16 protein-coding genes and 2 pseudogenes are annotated in these 18,795 nt (G+C 69.9%); 7 read left to right on the forward strand and 11 right to left on the reverse strand.

Annotation, left to right across the window (positions count from 1 at the left end):
- Positions 1–95 precede the first annotated feature (95 nt).
- Complete coding sequence (locus AB5L52_RS04350; protein ID WP_369362681.1) at positions 96–1,688, forward strand: MFS transporter; 1,593 nt, start codon at positions 96–98, stop codon at positions 1,686–1,688.
- Here AB5L52_RS04350 and AB5L52_RS04355 read toward each other — a convergent pair.
- The 6 genes and pseudogenes from AB5L52_RS04355 to AB5L52_RS04380 form a co-directional block, all read right to left on the reverse strand.
- Positions 1,675–2,427 (reverse strand): thioesterase II family protein, encoded by a 753-nt coding sequence (locus tag AB5L52_RS04355; RefSeq protein ID WP_369362682.1) that lies wholly within the window; start codon positions 2,425–2,427, stop codon positions 1,675–1,677. The genes AB5L52_RS04350 and AB5L52_RS04355 overlap by 14 nt on opposite strands.
- Positions 2,424–4,877 carry an ATP-binding cassette domain-containing protein gene (locus AB5L52_RS04360; RefSeq protein WP_369362683.1) on the reverse strand — a complete coding sequence of 818 codons (2,454 nt, stop codon included), beginning with the start codon at positions 4,875–4,877 and terminating at the stop codon, positions 2,424–2,426. Before AB5L52_RS04360 ends, AB5L52_RS04355 begins: the two co-directional genes overlap by 4 nt.
- A complete protein-coding gene (locus tag AB5L52_RS04365; RefSeq protein ID WP_351576437.1) occupies positions 4,874–5,857 on the reverse strand; it encodes an ABC transporter permease in 984 nt (327 codons plus the stop codon). The genes AB5L52_RS04360 and AB5L52_RS04365 overlap by 4 nt, the downstream gene beginning before the upstream one ends.
- On the reverse strand, positions 5,854–7,425 hold the full coding sequence (locus AB5L52_RS04370; protein WP_369362684.1) for an ABC transporter substrate-binding protein: 1,572 nt from the start codon (positions 7,423–7,425) through the stop codon (positions 5,854–5,856). Before AB5L52_RS04370 ends, AB5L52_RS04365 begins: the two co-directional genes overlap by 4 nt.
- A gap of 797 nt (positions 7,426–8,222) precedes the next feature.
- A complete protein-coding gene (locus tag AB5L52_RS04375) occupies positions 8,223–9,008 on the reverse strand; it encodes a polysaccharide deacetylase family protein (RefSeq protein ID WP_369362685.1) in 786 nt (261 codons plus the stop codon).
- Positions 9,009–9,553: 545 nt separating this feature from the next.
- Positions 9,554–9,854 (reverse strand): annotated as a pseudogene (locus AB5L52_RS04380) (helix-turn-helix domain-containing protein); the annotation flags it as partial.
- Positions 9,855–10,214: 360 nt separating this feature from the next.
- On the opposite strand from AB5L52_RS04380, the pseudogene AB5L52_RS04385 reads away from it, so the two are divergent.
- A pseudogene (locus AB5L52_RS04385) lies at positions 10,215–11,050 on the forward strand (IS481 family transposase); the annotation flags it as partial.
- 132 nt (positions 11,051–11,182) lie between these two features.
- On the opposite strand, the gene AB5L52_RS04390 reads toward AB5L52_RS04385, so the two are convergent.
- The 4 genes from AB5L52_RS04390 to AB5L52_RS04405 all read right to left on the reverse strand — a co-directional run bounded on the left by AB5L52_RS04390 (position 11,183) and on the right by AB5L52_RS04405 (position 13,795).
- On the reverse strand, positions 11,183–11,476 hold the full coding sequence (locus AB5L52_RS04390) for a hypothetical protein (protein WP_351033689.1): 294 nt from the start codon (positions 11,474–11,476) through the stop codon (positions 11,183–11,185).
- Between the two features lie 625 nt (positions 11,477–12,101).
- Complete coding sequence (locus AB5L52_RS04395; protein WP_369362686.1) at positions 12,102–12,314, reverse strand: hypothetical protein; 213 nt, start codon at positions 12,312–12,314, stop codon at positions 12,102–12,104.
- A gap of 474 nt (positions 12,315–12,788) precedes the next feature.
- Positions 12,789–13,721: an ATP-binding cassette domain-containing protein gene (locus AB5L52_RS04400; RefSeq protein WP_369362687.1), complete on the reverse strand. Its 933-nt coding sequence runs from the start codon at positions 13,719–13,721 to the stop codon at positions 12,789–12,791.
- Positions 13,658–13,795, reverse strand: a complete 138-nt coding sequence (locus AB5L52_RS04405; RefSeq protein ID WP_369369085.1) for a hypothetical protein — start codon at positions 13,793–13,795, stop codon at positions 13,658–13,660. Before AB5L52_RS04405 ends, AB5L52_RS04400 begins: the two co-directional genes overlap by 64 nt.
- Before the next feature lie 214 nt (positions 13,796–14,009).
- On the opposite strand from AB5L52_RS04405, the gene AB5L52_RS04410 reads away from it, so the two are divergent.
- The 4 genes from AB5L52_RS04410 (at position 14,010) to AB5L52_RS04425 (ending at position 16,563) form a co-directional block, all read left to right on the forward strand.
- Positions 14,010–14,222 (forward strand): hypothetical protein, encoded by a 213-nt coding sequence (locus tag AB5L52_RS04410; protein WP_369362688.1) that lies wholly within the window; start codon positions 14,010–14,012, stop codon positions 14,220–14,222.
- 65 nt (positions 14,223–14,287) lie between these two features.
- Positions 14,288–14,434, forward strand: coding sequence for a hypothetical protein (locus tag AB5L52_RS04415; RefSeq protein WP_369362689.1), 147 nt, complete (start codon positions 14,288–14,290; stop codon positions 14,432–14,434).
- Positions 14,435–14,560: 126 nt separating this feature from the next.
- The gene (locus tag AB5L52_RS04420; protein WP_369368805.1) at positions 14,561–15,568 is read left to right on the forward strand and encodes a zinc-binding alcohol dehydrogenase family protein; all 1,008 of its coding nucleotides are present in this window, start codon (positions 14,561–14,563) and stop codon (positions 15,566–15,568) included.
- 317 nt (positions 15,569–15,885) lie between these two features.
- Positions 15,886–16,563 (forward strand): DUF429 domain-containing protein, encoded by a 678-nt coding sequence (locus tag AB5L52_RS04425; RefSeq protein ID WP_369362690.1) that lies wholly within the window; start codon positions 15,886–15,888, stop codon positions 16,561–16,563.
- Between the two features lie 289 nt (positions 16,564–16,852).
- On the opposite strand, the gene AB5L52_RS04430 is transcribed toward AB5L52_RS04425, so the two are convergent.
- A complete protein-coding gene (locus AB5L52_RS04430; protein ID WP_369362691.1) occupies positions 16,853–17,752 on the reverse strand; it encodes a hypothetical protein in 900 nt (299 codons plus the stop codon).
- Between the two features lie 249 nt (positions 17,753–18,001).
- Between AB5L52_RS04430 and AB5L52_RS04435 the strand changes: the two genes are divergently transcribed.
- Positions 18,002–18,655: a hypothetical protein gene (locus AB5L52_RS04435; RefSeq protein ID WP_369362692.1), complete on the forward strand. Its 654-nt coding sequence runs from the start codon at positions 18,002–18,004 to the stop codon at positions 18,653–18,655.
- The last annotated feature ends 140 nt before the right edge of the window (positions 18,656–18,795 follow it).

An 18,795-nucleotide genomic window follows, 5' to 3' on the forward strand; every position in this document is an offset into this window, starting at 1 on the left:
TTCTCGCTAGCGTCGCTGCCACGGAACAACCGGAGAGGAAGGTCATGGCGGACGCAGAGATCACCCAACGCAGCGGCGACGCTGAGGAGTTGGGAATGAATTCACAACAGGAGGTGACCCCGGAGGTACGCAGCGCGCGGCGCTGGACGACCGCGGTCACGGCGCTCGCGGCAGCGTTGATGACCCTCGACATCACCGTCGTGAACGTGGCGATGCCCGAGATCGGCGCGGACCTGGGAGCCTCGCTGGACGGCCTGCAGTGGGTCGTCAACGCCTACACGCTGAGCTTCGCGGCGCTGCTGCTGACAGCGGGATCGGTGTCGGACCTGATCGGCCGCCGAAGGATCTTCCTGGCCGGCGTCGGCGTTTTCACGCTCGCCTCGGCAGCCTGCGCGCTCGCCCCGAACGCGGGCGTCCTGATCGCCTCCCGTGCGGTGCAGGGAGCGGGCGGCGCCATGGTGCTCGGCACCTCGCTGGCCCTCATCTCCGGCGTCTTCGAAGGTGCCCCTGCCAGGGCCCGGACCACGGCTATCGGGCTGTTCACGGCCGGCGGCGCCGTCTCGGCCGCACTCGGGCCACTGGTCGGCGGCTCGATCGTGGAGTGGCTGAACTGGCCCTGGCTGTTCGCGGTCAACGTGCCGATCGGCCTGCTGATCATCTACGGCACGGTGCGCAAGGTGCCCGAGAGCAGGGCCGCTGCCGGGTCGCGGCGGATCGACTACACGGGCGCGGTGCTGGCGGTCCTGGCCCTCTTTCTCCTCAACTACGGCCTGCTGGCGGGCGCGGAGGACGGTTGGTCCGAGCCGCGCGTGCTGGCCTCGCTGATCTCGGGTGCGCTGCTGGCCGGCGCCTTCGTGGTGGTGCAGTGGCGACTGGGCGAGCGGGCGATGCTGGACCTCCGGCTGTTCGCGATCCCGACCTTCGCGGGTGCGCTGCTGCTGAGTTTCGCCGCCCGGATCTTCAGCTTCGGCATGCTGCCGTTCCTGACTCTGTGGCTCGGCGGCATGCTGCACCTGACGCCGATGAGGATCGGACTCGTCCTCCTCGCGCAGTCGGTGGCCATCGTGATCGGGGCGCCGCTGAGCGGGCTGCTGGCCAAGCGGGTGCCGGTGGCGTGGGTGCTGGCGCTGGGCATGGCCGTGGTGGGTGTGGGCGTGCTGCTGACGGTGGGCATCTCCCCGGACGACAGCTGGACGGCGCTGCTTCCCATGCTGGTCATGATCGGCGTCGGTGCGGGCCTCACGCTCCCGCATCTGCTGGCGCTCGCCGTGAACGTCGTCCCGCCGTCCCGCGCCGGAACCGCGTCGGGTGCGGCGAACAGCTTCTTCCCGCTCGGTACGGCCACCGGTGTGGCCGTCTTCGGTGCCGTGCTGTCGGGCAAGGTGGGCGACGTGATGTCCACGGCCGCGCTGGGCGAGCACGCTGTTCCCGGCACGGCCGCCGGAGAGCTGCGGCGCCTGGTGACGGCGGGCCGGTTCGACGCGGTCGCCGCCGCCGTACCCGAATCGGCCCGGAATCCTGTCCTCGCCCTGGCCCGCAGCGCCTACACCGAGGCGCTGTCGCGGATATTCCTGATCGCGGGCATCGCGGCCCTGGTCGCGGCTGCGGCGAGCCTGGTACTCGTCCGGGACAAGGACACCTACGAGCCGGTCGAGGCCGGGCCGGAATCGACGGTCAAGCGGGCGTGAGCAGCCTGCGGTACACGGCGTCGACGACCTCGTAGGGCCGCTCGGAGAGGTAGAAGTGGCCGCCGGGGAAGGTCAGCAGCTGGAAGGGACTGGTGGTCCACTTCTCCCAGCTCGCGGCCTCCTCGGCGGTCAGCTCCGTGTCGGAGGCGCCGGTCAGTGCGGTCAACGGGCATGGAACGGGCCCGGCCGGCTCGGCGGCGTAGGTCTCGATGAGCCGGTAGTCGCCCCGCACCGCCGGCAGGACGAGCTGCCGCACCTCGGGAATCGCGAGCAGTTCGGGGGCGGTTCCGCCGAGCCGGATCAGCTCGGCAGCCAACGCCTCGTCGTCGAGCAGGTGCACGGTGCCGCCGTGGTGGTGCTGCGGGGCCTCCCGCGCCGAGACGAAGAGGTGCTCGGGGGCGCGGTGCCCTCGCCCGAGCAGCCAGAGGACCAGCTCGTGCGCCACCGTGGCGCCCATGCTGTGCCCGAACACCGCCCACGGCCGGTCGAGCAACGGAACCACGGCCCGCCCCAGGTCCGCCACCAGCTCCGGCATGCCGTCGGGCAGCGGCTCGTCCAATCGGTCCTCGCGGCCGGGCGGACACACCAGCACGGGTTCCACCTCGGGCGGCAGCAGGTCCTTCCACAGCCGGTACAGGGCGGTGGAGCCGCCGGCGTGCGGCAGACACAGCAGGCGCAACGCCGGGCGCGGCTGCGGGCGAGGGCGGCGCAGCCAGGGGGTCGGAGGATGGTGGGTCACGGAAGGGTCCTCTCGTACGGCGCCGGGCCCGGCACCTTGGGCAGGGCTGACAGGAGTCGGGCGGTGACCTCGTCGGCCGGGGCTGTCACGACGCGTTCGACGGGGCCCGACTCCCTGATCCGGCCGTCGGCGAGGACCGCGAGGTGGCCGCCGAGGCGTACCGGCACGGTCATGTCGTGGGTGACGACGACCAGAGCGAGTCCGAGGTCGCGGCGCAGCTCATCGAGCAGTGTCAGGACGGTGGCCGCGGTCGGGGCGTCCAGTGCGCTGGTCGCCTCGTCGCACAGCAGCACCCGGGGCTCGGCGGCCAAGGCCCTGGCCAGCGCGGCTCGTTGGCGCTGGCCGCCGGAAAGCTGTCCGGGGCGCAGCTCGGCGTGGGCGGCGGTCAGACCGACACGTTCCAGGAGGCGGTGTACTTCGGCGCGACGCGCTTCGGCGTCGAGGGCCGGCCGGAACAGATGCAGGGGTCTTGCGACGATCCGCTCCACGGTGTGGCGCGGGTTGAGGGAGTCGTACGGGTCCTGCGGTACGAGCTGGAGCCGGCGCAGGTCCTCGCGCGGACGCGACCTCACGCCGGGCGGCAACGGCCGCTCGCCAAGGCGGAGTTCACCGGTCCACGCCGGGTGGACCCCGGCGAGGCAGCGGAGCAGGGTGGTCTTGCCGCCGCCGGAGGGGCCCACCACCGACAGGCAGCCACCGGCCGGGACCTCCAGGCCGATGCCGTCGAGCACGGTGCACCCGCCACGCTGAGCGGAGAGGCCGCGCACGGACAGGGCGGGATCACCGGTGCCGAGCGAGATCCGAGGCGTCCGGGCCGGCCGGGCGGCGACCACAAGGCGCCGGGCGGGCTCGCTCGCCAGTGCGGCGAACAACTGCTCGGCCGGGCCTCGTTCCGCCACCCGGCCGTCCTCCAGCACGGCGATCTCGTCGGCCACTGCCGCGACATGTGCCAGGTCATGGGCGATCAGGAGGACCGCCGGACCGCCCTGGTCCCGGATGCGTGCGAGTTCCGCCAGGAGTGCGGCGGCGGTGACGGGGTCGAGGGCGCTGGCGGGTTCGTCGAGGACCAGCAGGTCCGGGTCATGGGCCAGCGCGGCGGCCAGGGCCACGCGCTGCCGCTGTCCGCCGGAGAGCTCGTGCGGGCGGCGCCGCAGGAACGCGTCGTCGTCGGGGAGGTGCACCGTACGCAGGGCGGCGCGGATGCGGTCGGGCCGCTCGGCACGTGGCACTCCACGCGCCCGCAGGAACTCGCCGATGTGGGCGCCCACGCGCAGCGTCGGCGCCAGGGAGGTGCGCGGATCCTGGGGGACGTACGCCGCGTGCCGGGCGCGCAGGCTGCGCAGTCGCCGGGGCCGCAGCCCGAGCACGGACCGCCCCGCCAGCCGCACCTCACCGGACACCGGCGTCAGCCCGGGGCCAAGCTCACCGAACGCGGCCAGCGCCAGCGTCGTCTTGCCGGACCCCGAGGGACCCACGAGGGCAAGGACCCGGCCTCGCGGCACGTCGAGGTCGACCCCGTCCAGGACACGGCGGCCGTCCGCATCGACGGTCAGGTCCCGGATGCGCAGCACCAGTGCGCCGGTCTCCTCGGCAGCCGTCGCGGTGTGCGGTGCGCTCCGGCGCCGTGGGGGCGTCCGGGCGGTCGGCAGCAGCGCGTCGACGAGGAGATTGGCGCTCAGCAGCAGTACCAGGATGCCCGTCGCCGGAACGAGGACGGCGAGCGGCTGGAGCGCGAGCCCGTCCCGGTTCTCCAGGATCATCAATCCCCAGTCCGCGGCCGGTGGTTGGGCGCCGTAGCCGAGGAACGCGGCGGTGGCGACCGTGAACGCCGCACCCACGAACCGCACCCCGGCATCGGCGGCGAGCACCGGCAGCAGGTTGGGCAACACCTCGCGGACGAGCACGTACCGGGTCGACTCGCCGCGCGCGACGGCGGCCTCCACGTAGTCGTGCTGGAGCGCCTGCAGTGTGGCCGCCCTCACGACGCGGACGACCTCGGGGAAGAGGACCACCGCGGTCGCGAGCGCCACCCCGCCGTTCCCCCGCCCCACGGCCACCACGACCACACTGAGCAACAGGAACGACGGCAGGCTGAGCAGCACGTCCACCAGCCGCAGCACGGCCGTGTCGACGGCCTTGCCGCGCAGGGCGGCGGCCATGCCCAGCCCCGCGCCGAGCAGGTAGGCGACGGCAAGGGCGCCCACCGCCGACAGCACCAGTGGCCGCCCCCCGGCCAGGAAGCGGCTGAGCACGTCGGAGCCGAGATGGTCGGTGCCCAGGGGGGCGTCACCGCCGGTCGGCGCGTACGGCATGTCCAGGACGGCGCCGGGTGCGTGCGGGGCGAGCCAGGGGCCGAGCAGGGCGAGCAGCACGACCACGGCGAGCACCGTGGCCGCGGTCACGGTGCCCGCCCGGCGACGCAGCCACACGCCGGAACGACTGCGGCTCAACTCGGCCTCCTGATTGCGGGGTTGAGAGCGGCGGCGAGTACGTCCGCCAGCAGGTTGAGCGTCACCGTCACGACGGCGACCAGCATGCCGACACCGAGGACGACAGGGGCGTCGCGGGCGGCCGTGGCGTTCACGAGTGCGGCCGCCAGGCCCGGATAGCCGAAGAGCGTCTCGGCCACGAGCGTCCCGCCGAGCAGATAGGCGAGATAGCGGGCCAGGACGGGGATCGCCGGGACGAGCGCGGCCGGCAGCACCCAGCGCAGCACCACCCGGTGCTCGGGCACACCGCCGAGCCGGGCCGTACGCACCGCGTCGGAGGCCGCAGCTTCGGTCACACCCGCCCGGACCAGGCGGACGTTCTGCGCCAGGCAGACGGACAGCAGGGTGAGCACCGGCAGCACCAGAATCTGCGGCTGGGACAACGGCCCCTGACCGGTCGGCGGCACCGACACCGCGGGCAGCCACCCGGTGCCGACGGCAAGGATCTGGATGAGCAGCGTGCCGATGACGAACTCGGGCAGACTGACCAGTGCAAGAGTCCCGGTGGACACCAGCCGGTCCGCGGTCCGCCCGGCACGCAGACCGGCCCACAGCCCGAGTCCGACGGCCGAGGGCACCAGCAGCGCGGCGGCGACCAGGCCCAGGATCAGGGAGTTGCCCGCCCGTTCGGTGATCAGCGAGGACACCGGCTCTCCGGTGGCATACGAACGTCCCAGGTCACCATGGAGTGCGCTCCACAACCAGTCGCCGTACCGCTCCCACGCGGGCCGGTTCAGGCCGAGAGTGTGCCGCAGCTCGGCGATCCGGGCGGGGCTCGCGCCCCGCCCGGCGAGCCGTGCGGCGGCAGCGTCACCGGGCTCGACCTGGGTGGCCGCGAAGATCAGCGCGGAGGCGGCGAGCAGCGTGGCCGCCGCGACGCCGGCCCGGCGCAGCACCCACCACGCCGCGGCCGCGCTGTGTTTCGTGCGTGGTCCGGTCACGAGGCGAGGTAGGCGTCACGCAGCGACGGGTAGTCGAAGAAGCCGAACGCCTGCACCCCACGCACGGCTTGCGTCGCGCCCGCCACAGTAGGCACGCGTACGAACACGGCGTCACCGCCGTGTTCGTACAGGTACTGCTGTACGTCGTGCACGGCGCCGGTCCGCTTGTCGCCCACGGCGGCGGACATGGCGCGCATGAGCCCGTTGAGGGTGGCGTCGGACGGTCCGGTGAAGGGGTACGACGCCTGCGGTCCGTAGTACGAGCGCAGGGCGAGCGGCAGCGGCAGCGGGTGGTAGAAGCTGGTCTTGATGGGGGCGCCCAGCAGGGACTTCATGTCGGTGTAGAAGTCGGCGGCCGGGACCTTGTCGACGGCCACGTCCAGGCCCGCCTTCCGACCCTGTTCGACGAAGGCGGTGGCCGCCTCCAGGGGCCCGTACTCGTAGTCGCTCGTGCGGATCGACAGCTTCGTGCCCTTGAGTGCGCCCGAGGACAGCAACCGCCGCGCCCGGTCCGGGTCGTACTCGACGGGCCGCAGGGAGGTGTCGTACCAGGACTGGTGGCGGCCCATCACGCCGTCGGCCACCTCGCCCTTGCCCAGTGTGACGGTGCGGACCATGGCGTCCCGGTCGATGGCGTACCGCACGGCCTCGACGGCCTGGGCATGGGTGAAGGGGTCGGTCGACAGGTTCATCGAGAAGGACAGTTCGCCCCACAGCTCGCGCGGCGCGGTGCTGATCCGCAGCCGGGGGTTGTTCGCCTCGGAGCGGGTGCTGGGCAGGGTGAGCGCACCGGCGTAGTCGAACTGCCCTGCCTTCAGGCCGTTCAGCCGGGCCTCGGCGTCGGTGACGGACAGCAGCTCGATCTCGTCAAGGTACGGACCGCCCTTGCCCCAGTAATCCTTCCGCGCGGCCAGCAGGCCGCTCCTGCCCCGGGACCACTGCTTGAGCACGAAGGGACCGGAACCCGGCGCCTTCGCGAAGTCCTTCGTGCCCTCCGGAAAGACGAACATGGACTGGGCGAGCGCGAGGTCGAAGAAGCCGTCCGCGCCCTTCAGGTGCAGCTCGACGGTGCGCTTGTCCCGCGCCTTGGACGCCTTGGCGTCCAGCCCGGCCAGGAAGGCGCTCTGTGTGGTCGGCTGCGAGGCGAAGGTACGCAGCGTGTACAGCACGTCGGCGGCGGTCAGGGCCCTGCCGTCGCTGAAGGTGATGCCGTCGCGTACGCGGACCGTCCACACCGTGGCGTCGCCGTTGGGCTCGACGGACTCGGCGATCCGCCAGACCGGCTTGCTGCCGTCGATCTCACCGATCGTGTCCCACACGATCCGCGCCCTCACGTAGTCGATGGGCGTCGCGGTCGCCTGCAGGACGCTGGACGACTCCGTGCTGGATCCCGTGAAGGCCGCGCGCAGCCGGCCGCCGCGCCGCGGCTTGCCGTCTGCCGGGGCAGGCTGCTGAGCTCCCCCGACGTTGCCTCCACAGCCGGTGAGCAGCCCGGCGGCCGCGAGTGCGGTCGTCCCTCCGGCGATGCCCTGCAGCACTGCCCGGCGCCCAAAGCGCTGATCCCCCACTGTCGCTTCCTTTCGCTCACGCTGATCGGCCGAACGGGCGCATCACGCCACCGCACGCAAGTTAACAGAAAACGAAAACGATTTTCAATAGTGAGGGAAGGGTAGGGAACGGCGCCGACAACCCCCGTCACCGGCTGCCGGTTCCATCGGTCGACGAGGAGCTCGGCCAGCCGGGGCACTCGCCGACCGCCGTCCACTACGAGGCCCAGTCCTCATCGCGCAGGGGCGCTGCCGTTCCGCATGGCGGGGCCCCACGCACCCGACGACTTCGTCAAGCCCGGCCTTGGCCTGCAACAGATGGTCGCCCTTGACAGGGACGCCGCCGGGACGCAGCAAAGCGGCGAGATGCCCGTAGGTGCGACGCAGGGCAGCCGGGGTCAGGTGGTGCAGCGCCGTGGTCGACACCGCTGCGTTCACGGGCGGACGAGCCTCGGACCCCCGTCCAGCCCTCCTCTCTGATCACTGCGCAGTGGCAGAGCGAGGAGCACTGCCGCGCGATGCTTGCCAACCCCGAGGCACGCGCCCACATGGACAAGGCGGCCACCATCTCCAACGACGTCCAGCCGCGCCTGCTCCGGGTGACGTCGGCGCACCATGACTGAAGCGAAACGGCGAGACGGCCGGGGCGGTCTCTGAAGCGTCGCATTCATGGCAGCAGGCGGCGTGGCTCCTCCTCGCATCTCCGCGATAATGCCGGGGGCCGCCCGGGCGCTCAGGTCGCCCCGGTGACCTTCAGCGGGACAGGTCGGTGGCGGCTGGCGTATCCGCAACTCCGGAGAGCCGAGCACAGTGCCGCCCTACCGAGGGCGCGGCCACGGCCCATGGTGGTAGACCATGCCCGGTTGCAAGCCGCCGGTCGTGGCGAACATCTCGGGGACGGTGACCAGGACATAGCCGCGGGCCTTCAGCGCGTGGATGATGTGGGGCACGGCTGGTGGGGTGGTGGCGTACCGGTCGTGCAGGACGACGATCGCGCCGGGCCGCACACGGGCCAGCACGCGCTGCTCGATGAGAGCGGGGTTGTGGTACTTCCAGTCCTGGGGGCTGACGTTCCACGTGACCACCGACAGACCTTCCGCACCGGCTGCCGCACGCACCTTGGCGTTCCACGCTCCGAAGGGCGGTCTGAACAGGGTCGGCCGGTGCCCTGTGACAGAGGCGATCTGCTCCGCCGCGGTCTTCAGCTCGTAGTCGATCCGGGCGGGTGTGAAGCGGGTGAGGTGGGGATGGGTGACCGTGTGGTCGCCGATCGCGTCGCCGTCCCGCTGCTGTCTCAGTACATCCTTCCGGTACTGAAGAGCATGTGGCCCGATCAGGAAGAACGTGGCCACGGTGTGCTGGCGCTCGAGTGTGTCGAGTACGGCCGCTGTGTACTGGGTCGGTCCGTCGTCAAAGGTCAGCGCGACACACCTGCTGACCTGGCAGTCGACGACGGGAGCCGGTGCTCCGGCGCCGGACCGGGCGGGCCCGTGGGACAGTGCAGCGGCGTTCGGTGATGTCAGGCCCGGCACGGCTGTGCACGCGCCCAGCGTGGCCACGGCTGCGACCACCGTCGCGCGTCGCCATCCTGTTCCGGAATGCATCACGGTCACCTCGATTCCGGGAACCGCTTCTCCTGTCCCATCGGGCTCTCGGCGGCCGCCGCAGACACACGGTGGTGCTGCGTGCTCCTGGTGCTCGCGCGGGTACCAAGGGCATGAGTGCTGTCCTTCTTGACGTGGATGCTGACGTCAGCGTGGTCCGCGTGCCCTTCTTCTCCCGCTGCAGCACGGCCGAAGCACCGGTCGCTGCCCCGCCGCCCTTCGAGGTCCGTCTCCCGTCGCTCCTCGGGCTCCCTGCCAGCGTGAGGGTCGCCGGTTGTCCGACGGTCACGACTTGGTCGTGCCGCGTCCCCTCGGGAGTCCGCGTCCCTGTCCCGGCGCTCGTCCCGGACGTTCCTCGTCGTTCCTCTCCTCACTTGTCCCTGACTGCTTGACGCCTCCAGCCTGCGGACGGAGCACTGAGAGGAGGCTGAGAGCCGCCCTGCTTCTCAGCCTCCCCTCAGCAGAGCAGCCGACCATGCGACCGACATACGGCTCGTCAGCGAACTCGCCGATCTTCCAGGACGGCTGCATCAGGTGAGCACCGAGTAGGCGGTGAGTTTCCGGATCGACCAGCGGGTGAAAGGGCTGCCGAGCTTGGTCGGGCGGGTGGCGGCCGACTGGACGACGAAGTCCTCGCGGTCAGGACTGAGCAGGCCGGGACGGCCTCGCGCCCACCGAGGATCCAGGCAGGTCAGGCCGATCTCATCGAACCTGTGGATCACGTCCCGCATGGTGTCCTCGTCCGTCTGTACCAGCTTCACGATCAACGGCAACGGTTCCCGCCGCCCGAGGCCGGCAGCATCATCGGCCACCGGAACCGCCCCGAACTGGTGCCACCCGACACACGGTCTACTGCAGCCTCCGCCCCTCCTGGTCGGTCAACCGGCACGCACGGACAGGCTGTGCCACCACACCCCTTTGGGGTTCCTCCCGCCGGCCCCCGCTGCCGCGGCTCGGCCGGTCGCGCCCGACCGCCGCAGCTTCATGGCGGGGCAGGGGCGTGCGGCATCAGCGGACTGCTCCCGGCCGTCAGGCGGCTGACCAGGGCAGATGGAGAACTGGGAGGGGAGTATCCAGACATCTCACGGGGCTGAGTGTGCTGTCCCGGGACGTTGGTGACACGCGTGGTGGGTGCTTGAACAGGTGAGGGCCTTCTGGGTTCGGTGTGGATTGCGACATCTACACGCCGACCGCCAGGAGGCCCTCGTGTCCCACCGTAATGCCCCGCTGACCCCTACCGGCCGACTGCGCCTGGCCCGGTGCGTCGTCGACGACGGCTGGCCCGTGCGACGAGCCGCGGAACGCTTCCAGGTCAGCCACACCACCGCCGCACGCTGGGCCGGCCACTACCGGCAACTGGGCGAGGCGGGCATCCACGACCGCTCCAGCCACCCGCACCACCAGCCCCGCCGGACCCCGCCCGCGGCCGAGGAACAGATCATGCGCCTGCGCCGCGAACAGAAGATCGGACCAGCCCGCCCGGCCGCCCGCTGCAACCTCGCCGCCTCCACCGCCCACCGCATCCTCACCCGCCACCACCTGCCCGTCCCGACCGCCTGCGACCGGGCCACCGGCGCACCCGTACGCCGCTACGAACGCTCCCGGCCCGGCGAACTGATCCCCATCGACGTCAAGAAACCCGGCCGCATCCCCGACGGCGGCGGGCACCGCACCCAGGGCCGCGCCGAAGGCCGACGCAACCGGACCGGGGCCGGTTACGCCTACCTGCACACCGCCCTGGACGACCACTCCCGCCTCGCCTACACCGAAGACCTCCCCGACGAGACCACCCCGACCTGCGCCGCCTTCCTCACCCGAGCCACCGCCTGGTTCGCCGCCCAAGGCATCACCATCGAACGCGTACTGACCGACAACGCCTGGGCCTACACCAAGAACACCTGGCGACAGACCTGCCACCAACTGGGCATCAGCCCCCGCTGGACCAGGCCCTGACGGCCGCAGACCAACTGCAAGGCAAGGTCGAACGCCTCCACCGCACCCTGCCCGAGGAATGGGCCTACCAGCAGCCCTACACCTCAGATGCCGCGTGTCCACCGAGGGCTGACGGCAGCACGCCCCCTCGGGGCTCCACACTCGACGGGCGGCAACAGCAAACGCGACTTGCTTGTCGGAGTGATGACGCCAACCGTACGCGGCACCGCCGGCAACGTCGGTCAGTCCGGCTCGGGCCAGCTCGCGAGCGCTTCCCCCTCTGCCTTGTCGACGAGGACGATGTGCGCGCCGGGAAGGTTGCCGTACTCGCCGACCCATGACCGGAACTTGCGATGTGCCACGGCGGCCTCGTCCCACCAGCCGTGCATGAGCGGCTCGCCGTCGGCGGTCAGGATCAGGTGGTAGCGGCCGGGGTCAGCGACCGGGATGGACTCTGCTTCCCGGTGCGCCCGCAGAGCGTTGCGGGGATCTTTCCCGATCCGCTTCCTCGCGGCCTCGAAGTCGAAGCCCTTCACGCCCTCAGCATGGCAGACCCGTCCACCGGCATAGAAACGAACACATGAACGACTCCGCCTTGTCCCGTCTCAACCTCCTGCGGTTCCTCGAGCCCGTCCAGGAACAGGATCTAGGCCTGAGCCTTTGACCCGTCCGGCGGGCCTTGCCCCGCCGGACAGCCCTTAGCAGCGTTGCTGCTGATGAGCCTGACGAGGTTGGCCAGCTGCACGTCAGCAGGCAGAGAGGGAACCCTGACGGGGGTACCGATCTGAGTCATCGGCAGAGGGGACGAGGGATTGAACGCCGACAAGCAACGCATCGGTTGGTCCGGCAAGGTATGGCGCGCGCGTGGGAGTCGGTGCGCGGTAGGGGCTGCTGGTACGTCGTCTTCTGGCCGTAGGGCGAACCGTACAGCGACAAACGGGCCGTTCTCCGGCGACGCACGCGCTACCGATGGCAGGCCTCCCGGTGGGTTCGGGACTTCGGCAAGGGCTTCCGCACCCCGATCCGGGTCACACCGCACGACCTGACCCCGCAGCACGCGTCAGGGCAGCCTCTCTATCCGTACCCTGACCGGCCTCTTGGAATGGACGACCAGGTCGTCGGCCGCATTGATGGAGATCGTCATTGACACGCCGGGTGGGTTCATGACCCGGACCACTCGGTGTGTGCTCGGTCGCCGGCGAACCGGTCCGGCTGGGCCTCGATCAGGCTGCCTGCGCCGATCGCAAAGTACATCCCGTGCCACCACTGCTCCATGACCAGCGCCGCCATCGGCTCGCTGAAGGGGCGCTTGAAGTCGCTTGCGTGCCCGGACCGCATGATCTGGGCGAAGTGGTGGCAATAGGCACGGTCCATGTGCTTCAAGAATGCTGCGGGGCCCCTCCCTCAGCAGCCACGGGAAGACGAACGCTGGGCACTTCCGCTGCACGGGTAGCCGGGATAGTGGCTGCCGAGCATGGTTACAGAAGGTGACATTGCTGGTTTCCGCCGAGACATCGACGGGTGCGGGACGACGCGTCACGCCCCGGGCAGGTGCAGGCAGGGCAAGGGGTTGGGTATCCGTACAGTGCCGCACCTCCGAGGAACCGACGCCCCGCAACATTGACTGCGCCCACCGGTGCTGGCGGCCGGGTGGCCACGTCCTGGCCGCCGGTCACGGATGTGTGGCCGAGGGCTGAGTGACCAAGATCGGGGGTGGTCAGGCAGTCAATGAAGGCATGGGCCGTGACCGTCGATATGCAGGACAGGCCGAGACGAGCAAAGGTCTCATGAGCCCGGCGTACGGACTGGCCGATCCGTCCGGCGCCACCCTCCGCCATGTCGGCTTGGTCACTCTTCGTGGCCTACGGCGGCTTCCGATCGTTTGGCCCGGCGGCCGCGGCTGGCGTCTTCCGCTGCGGTGCGCATCGCGGTCAGGGCAGCGGGGTACGGCCAGTTCGGAGTTCGACCTGCCGAGTCTCCTGGTACACGAGCATCGGCAGTCCGCTGATGACGGTGCCGCCCGCGCAGGGGTGGCTTGAGCGAGCGGCCAGAGCCAGTAGACGTCGTACAGAATGGTCCCTGTCGCCGGTCCCAGCGAGACGAAGCCTTCAGGAGCGGACGGCGGTCCTCACCGGTCTTGAGCAAGTTCGTACAGCTCGGCGAACAATCCGGACGCATCGGGGAGGGAGTCGAAATTGCCCGATTCCGCGATCCTGCCGCGGTCGAGGACGATGATGCGGTCCGCGATGCGCGCGTTCTCCAGGTGTGGGTGACGAAGACGGCGGCTTTGCCCTTGGCGAGCTGCTTGAAGCGGCGGATCACCAGGTGCTGGGCGCGCGGGTCCATCGCGGGGGTGGGCTCGTCGAGCATCAGCATGGCGGCGTCGCGATGGAAGGCTCGAGCGACCGCGATCCGCTGCCACTGCCCGCCCGAGACATCGGTGCCGCCCCAGTTCGAGCTCGCGACGAGGGTGTCCAGCCCATACGGAGCCTTGTCGATGACGCCGTCCGCGCTGGCCGCGCGGACGGCTTCCAGCAGCGGGCCGTCGTCCTCTGCTCTGGGCTGGCCGAGCTGGATGTTGGCGCGCAGGTCCATGGGCCAGCGGGTGTAGTCCTGCGGCACGAGGCCGACCTTCGCCCACACGCCGGCCGGGTCGGCCTGGGCAAGGTCGGTCCCGTCCCAGGTGACCGCCCCCGAGCTGGGCAGGTAGAGCCCGGTCAGGAGGCGGGAGAGCCGGCGATGCGGGCCGCCGCCAGCACGCCCTGCGTGACGTCGCCGCACAGGCGTGGGCGAAACTGGAGCCGCCCGGCGGCCGCCCCGCCGATGCGCAGCCGCCGGGTCCCGTCCTCCAGCACGTCGAAGTAGGCGCCCTCGCCTTGCCGAGAGTGCCGTCTCCCACGATGGGTGTCATGGCCGCCATCGTTCCGACGCCGTCGCACAACGAAGTCTTCGCCCGTGACAGACCTCGGATCTATGGTGGTCATAAGGGACTCTGTTCGGTCATTGAGGCCAGGGTGGGGTGTGCGCTATCGCCGGACCGTACTGCTCCTGGCCGTCTGCGGGTGCGTCATGAGAGTCGAACTGATCCAACGGGCCGCCAACGTGCTCTTCGACGTGCCGGACGAGATGCACGAGGAGATCATCACGCTGATCGACGCGGTCACCAAGGACGCGGAGCCCCAGACCCCGAATCTGGGCGCAGCGTTCGGCGAGTGGTGTTGGCTCCTCTACACGGTCGAGGGTGACGTGATCGAAGTGCTGGACGTCGGCTGCGCACGGTGAGACACCGTCACGGCCGATCAAGCGGCGGTGTAGCCGTCTGGGACGGGCCGCGCCCCGCTCAACTGGTGTGGAGAGACCATGACGACCACCGGTCCCGGCGTCATCGAGCGACCAGGCTGCCGCAGCCCGCGCCTACGCAGCTCCGCGAAGCGATCGGAGCGCTCCTCGACGACTACACCGAAGACGAGATCTTCGGCTACGGCGTCGGCTGACGGCCCGCAACCGTGCTTCGTTCCAGACTGGAGTTCCGGACTGATGTTGCCGGACCGGTTCCGGATGAGACGTGCGGATGGGTGCGGCTTCGGCGGACAGGGAGCGTCATGACGGACAGAATGACGATGCGGGCGTGGGTCGTGGACGGGCCCCGGCCGGTAGAGGAGGGTCCCCTCCGGTTGGTCGGGAAGCCCGTTCCGGTGCCCGAGGACGATGAGCTGCTGGTGCGCGTGCGCGCGTGCGGGGTGTGCCGCACGGACTTGCACGTCATCGAGGGTGACCTACCGACGCACCGTCTCGGGGTCACGCCTGGTCACGAGGTGGTCGGTGTGGTCGAGGGCTTCGGGGCCGCTGTGCGGGACTTCACGGTCGGGGAGCGCGTGGGGGTGGCCTGGCTGCGTCGCACCGACGGGGACTGTGTGTACTGCCGGCGGAGGTCCGAGAATCTGTGCCCGGCCTCGCTCTACACGGGCTGGGACGCCGACGGCGGTTACGCCGAGTACACGACGGTGCCGGCCGCCTTTGCGCACCGGCTGCCCGGCGAACTCGACGACATTGCGCTCGCCCCGATGCTGTGCGCAGGCATCATCGGCTATCGCGCGCTGCGCCGGGCGTTGCTGCCGCCGGGTGGGCGTCTCGGGCTGTACGGCTTCGGGGGCAGCGCCCACCTGTGTGCGCAGGTCGCGATCGCCGAGGGTGCCACCGTGCACGTCATGACACGGGGTGTGGCCGCCCGGCGACTGGCTCTGGAACTGGGCGCTGTCTCGGCGCGGGGCGCCTACGATGTGCCGCCCGAGCCGCTGGACAGCGCGATCCTCTTTGCCCCCGTCGGTGACCTGGTACCCGTCGCGCTGCGGGCCCTGGACCGTGGTGGCGTGCTGGCCATCGCCGGCATCCACCTGAGCGACACGCCGCCGTTGCACTACGAGAGCGACCTCTTCTACGAGAAGGAGTTGCGCAGTGTCACCGCCAACACCCGTGAGGACGCCCGGGAGTTCCTGACCCTGGCCGCGCGGCACGGGGTGCACGCGACTACGCACGCCTATCCGCTCTCGCAGGCCGATCAGGCGCTCACGGATCTCAAGGCGGGGCGGTTTGACGGGGCGGCCGTACTCGTGAACGACTTGTCCTGACCGGCTTGTGCGCCGCAGCGACGTCCGAAGCACAGGCCCGGCCAGCGCAACGCCCTGTCGGCCTGAGCCACCGTTGCTCCCGCGCCTGATGACTCGGGCAACTCTGCCTGCTCACCCTGGGCAGCCACTTCCAGGACTCCCGGGCCTTCTGGGCGCCTGTAGGCACGGGGGTGCCGGGGAGCTACCGGCAACGCGACACCTGCCCGCACGTGCCCGAGAGGATGAGCCTGGCCAGGGCCGCGCGCAGGCCCCGAAGGGCTACGAGGCGCTGCTAGGTTTCCGCTTAGGTCTCGTGCGTGAGGAGTGGGGTGGGACGGATGAACGTCCTGGGGGTCGATGCCTGCGGAAAACAGGGGTGGATAGGGATCAGACTCATGGACGGCGCGTACGCGGGCAGCCTGGTGGATATCCGGCTTGAGACGCTGATCGAGCGTGCCGGAGAGGTGCATGCGGTTGCGGTGGACATGCCGTTGGGCCTTGTCGAAAGGGGCTGGCGCGCCGCAGATCTCGCGGCCAGGGCGCTGCTGGGGGTGCGGCGCAGCAGTGTTTTCCCCATCGCGCCGAGGTCGGTGTGGGAGGAGTCGGACTACAGGGCGGCTGCGGACCATTGCCAGGAACTCACCGGTAATCGGCTGAGCCAACAAGCGTGGGCGCTGAAGCCGAAGCTGCTTGAGGCTCGGGCGTGTTGGCTCGTTGATGAGCGAATCCACGAGGTGCACCCCGAGGTGTCCTTCCACTCCTTGGCCGGCGGTGTGTCGCTGGCTTACGCCAAGAAGACCTGGCGCGGCCAGAACCTGCGCCGCTCCCTGCTGGCCGAGGCCGGGCTTGTGCTCCCGGACGAGCTCGGTGAGGCGGATCGCGTTCCTGCGGACGACGTGCTTGATGCCGCTGTCGCGGCGTGGTCGGCGCACAGGATCGCACTCGGGATCGCGGCTCGGGCTCCTGAGGTGCCCGAGCCGGACGCGGAAGGGCGCCTCGTCGAGATTCGGTACTGATCAGCCACCAAATACAGGACCTCTTGCGATGCCCTGAGAGGGCAAGGTGTTGGACGACTCGTCCGCCCGGCTCGCGGCGTTGGTGGAGTCACTGACCGGCTATGTGGTGTTCGCGATGTCCAGGGGCAGCAAGCAGCTGGACGCCCCAGTCCCCGAAGGGCCTTCCCCCACCGCAGACCACACGCCGATGGAAGGCGATTCAGCAGCCTGGGGCGTTGTCGGTGATGGCCGATACAGACAGTTGGCCGACCCTGGATACGGGGGCTGGGAAACACTCGAGATCTCACCGTCACTGCGTGAAGTACAAGGCTTGGTGCCGCTGATCGGCGGAGCAAACGTAGATCCCGGCATCCGCCGCATCGTCCACGAGGAAACCGGTCGCCTCCCGGGTAAGGGTGAACTCTTCCGTCCCCCATACGAGATGCCGACCAGTCACGGTGCACAGGTACGTGTGGGGGTTCTCCGATACGAGTGGCAGGCTCTCGTAGGAGTCCACTTGAAGCAGCAGGCCGAGAGGTGCTGCGCACTCGGGGCAGCCCAGGCTCTCGGGCATGTCACTGGAGGCCCAGGACTTGCTGCCGCCAACCTTCCAGCCGTCCGTGAGGCTCTCCTGCCAATAGAGGTCGAACAGCTCATCCGAGCCCTTCAGCTGCTTGCGGAGCCCGACCGGCAGTTCCTGCCACCAGGGGTACTCCACGACCCGTTCGGGATGCACCGTGCACGGCTGAGGGAATTCGTCCCATTCGGCATCCCAGTGCTTCCAGGGGTCGGGTTGCACGTCTGGCCCGTACCTGATCTCACCGGCGCGCCGCCAGAACACCCGGCAGTCCTTGCCCTGGAACGACGGCTTCGGCAAGACGTGCGGCTCGGGGCACCACACGATCTGCACCAGGTCAGTGCCCTCGGGGAAAGAGATCTCGGGCACGTCGGCGGCATACAGCTGTACCACGGACACCATCGGCACCGGATCATCGGCGCTCCCGTGATCCGCGCTCGCGCAGTGCGGCCAGGGCTCGTCCGCCGGCCAGAGCATCGGTCCGCCGACATGGCTGTTTCGGATACCGGGTTCGCCGCGACGCGGGCGGAGCCGGACAACGGTGCGAGCGAACGAGTCCAGCCCGGGCATGGTCGCAAGGAGACGGGCCAGGTCATCCTCGCGCTCTGCGGGGACCTGCGTGGTGTCGGTCATGCGTGCATTCTGGCGGTCACCGATGAACATCGGCGCGTGGGTTCCACAGAGTGATGGCGATTCTTGAAACGGCCTTGTCAGCTGTTCCGTGAATCCCAGGTCAGCGACGGGAACGGGGGATCGTTTCGGCCGAGTGTGTCCGAGCCTGGTGCGAACTCCTTCGGGCCCGCATCCTCACTTCACCCACGAGATGCTGTCGGGCCCTGCCCTCCGAGCTGGATGTCAGTGGCGTCTGGCAGCATGACGATCATGAGCCGGATCATCTCGTACAGCACAGCCGACAAGGCAGACGTCCTGGGGTTTCTCGGGGCCGCCGGAAACCTCACGTCTGACCAGCAGCGCGTCCTCGACATGGTGCGCGAGATGGCGCGGAACAGCCAACTTGAGCTGGACCGCCAGGGCATCGACTGGGGCTTGTCGGTCTCCGACGCGCTCGAACACCTCATAGCCGGTCACGCGAGTTCGGACGCGGAGTACGCGGCCGGTGCCTACTACCAGGCTCTGCAGCACATCATCGACTGCAACGCGTCCGACCCCAGCGACCTGGGGGTGTACTCCAAGCCCTCCACCTTCTTCGGCCTGGTCGACGAAGAACTGCGCCGCCTGGACGTGAGCGCTGATCTGCTGCTGCACGAGCACCTGTTCTCTGGGCCACCACAGGAGATCCCCTTCCACATCCCCTACCCCGTGGACGGCCCCCACATCGGCATGTTCCCGTTGGCCAAGGCCAAGCCTGCTGCCGACGCCTACCGTGCCGTGCTGGACCGCATGGAAGACGGCTTCCGGTACGACATCCAAGAACTCATCGAGAAGCTTGAGTTCGAGCACGAGGAATGGGAGTACGCGACGAAGAACATCGACTGGTACACCCAGGACACGATCTTCTTCTCCATCACCGGCTGACCAATCAGGACGCGACACCCAGGCCTCGCCCCGCATCGGAGGAGACTGTCGTTGCTCCTTTCCGCTAGTGGGAATGCTCCGACCAAAGGGCCGGTAAGCAGATAAGGAAAGGGAAACTTGGGGGTTGGAGCTCGGGGCGC

The sequence above is a fragment of the Streptomyces sp. CG4 genome (assembly GCF_041080655.1).
Taxonomy (GTDB): Bacteria; Actinomycetota; Actinomycetes; order Streptomycetales; family Streptomycetaceae; genus Streptomyces.